Below are 1862 nucleotides of genomic sequence, written 5' to 3' on the forward strand. Positions count from 1 at the left end.
GCCGGGGCCGCGCCGGGGTGGGGGGGGGGGGGGGCGCCCCCCCCCCCCCACCGCGCCACCGGCCGCCACCCGCGAGGCGCCCGGCACGGAGCCGGACGGTCCCGGACCGCCCCCGTTCGACCCGGTCCTGGTCCCGTCCGCCCCTGGATCAACCCGCCGCGCAGGCAACCCCGTTGAGAGTGAAGCCGGTCGCGGCGGCGGCGTTGCCGGTGTGGTTGGCCTGGAAACCGAAGCTGGTCGAGCCGCCGGCCGGGATCGCCGCGTTGTACGCCAGGTTGCTCGCGCCGACCTGGCCGTTGGCCGGGCTGACGGTCGCGTTCCAGGCGTTGGTGACGCTCTGCCCGCCGGGCAGCGTGAAGGCCAGCGTCCAGCCGTTCACGGCGCTGCCGCCGGTGTTGGTGATCGTCACGTTCTCGGTCAGGCCGGTGTTCCAGGCGCTGACCTGGGTGCTGACCTTGCAGGCCGCCCCGGTCGGCGGCACCGACGGCGAGGAGGAGGCCGAGGGGGACGGCGAGGCCGAGGCGGAGGAGGACGGGGACGGCGAGGAGGTGCTGCCGCCGAGCGCCGTCACCACCGCGTTGTACGCGGCCTTCGGCTGGTAGTTGGCGTCGTACATGGTGGCCGCGCCGTAGCCGGAGAAGAAGTCCGGGATCCAGGAGTCCGGGTCGCCGACGCCCCACTGCGAGACGCCCACGCAACCGGTCACCGCGAGGCAGGAGTTGACCACGTTGGCGTAGTCGGTGGCCTGCTGGGCGAGGTTGGCGGCGCTGGCCGGGACGGGCATCCGGTCGTCCAGCTCGGTGATGGCGACGTTGACGCCGAGCGCGGTGAAGCGCTGGATGTTGGCCTTCAGGGTGCTGGGCACCTGGCCGACGATGAAGTGGCTCTCGAAGCCGACGCCGTCGATCGGCACGCCCTGCTGCTTGAGCGTGGACACCAGCTGGTACATGGCGTCGCTCTTGGCGCCCAGGCCCTCGATGTTGTAGTCGTTCAGGTACAGCTTGGCGTTCGGGTCGGCGGCGTGCGCGGTGCGCAGCGCGTCGGCGATGTAGCCGGAGCCCATCGCGTTGGTGAAGGCGTCGGTGCGCAGCGTGCCGTCCTCGTTGAACGGCTCGTTGACGACGTCCCAGGAGTAGACCTGGCCCTTGTAGTGGGTGGCCTCGGTGGTGATGTGGTTCTCCATCGCGGCCTGCACCTGGGCGGTGGGCAGGCTGCTGACCCAGTTGGGCAGCTGGCTGTGCCAGACCAGGGTGTGGCCGCGCACCCGCATGCTGTGGGCCTTGGCGAAGGAGACGATCTGGTCGCCGGGGCCGAAGTTGAAGTTCCCGGCGGAGGGTTCGGTGGTGTCCCACTTCATCTCGTTGCCGGGGGTGACCATGTCGAACTGGGTGCCGGCGATGGCGGTGATGGTGGAGCTGTTCAGGTTGGACTGGGTCAGGGCGGTGCCGAAGTAGCTGCCCTTGGCCTCGGCGAGGTCGCGCAGCGTGGTGCCCGCGGCGCCGGCCGGGCCGCTGCCGACGGTGGCGGCGGCCAGCAGTCCACCGGCGGCGGCGAGGGCGAGCGCCGCGAGGGCGCGCCCGGGCCGGTGCGCTGCGTGCGACGGTGCAGCCATGGTTCGTCCTTCCGGGGGTGGGTGGGGTGCACGGACCGTACGGCGGCCCGCGCGGCCCCGGCAACGGAGGCCCGGACGCCCTCCGCCGCCCACCGGGGCGCGAAATTTTCGACCCGCGTTCGACTGTCCTTCGACACCCACCGCTCCGACCTGCGGCGGGATCCCGAAACGACACGGCGGCCGCGGCCCCCGCCCCCCCGGGGCGCCGCCCCCCCCCCAACCCCCCCCGGCCCCCACAGTAAAAAAGTGG

At 72.9% G+C, this 1862-nt stretch carries 1 protein-coding gene; it reads right to left on the minus strand.

Going from position 1 to position 1862, the window contains the following annotated elements; all coding sequences use genetic code 11:
- Window positions 1-148: 148 nt before the first annotated feature.
- Window positions 149-1612, minus strand: coding sequence for an endo-1,4-beta-xylanase (locus ACWEO5_RS38430; RefSeq protein ID WP_452166700.1), 1464 nt, complete (start codon window positions 1610-1612; stop codon window positions 149-151).
- Window positions 1613-1862 lie beyond the last annotated feature (250 nt).

The organism is Kitasatospora sp. NPDC004272, from assembly GCF_053603035.1.

What these genes read in the sequence shown, in the direction of transcription:
- ACWEO5_RS38430 (WP_452166700.1), bottom strand. Translation starts at nt 1,612, where the DNA reads ATGGCTGCACCGTCGCACGCAGCGCACCGGCCCGGGCGCGCCCTCGCG.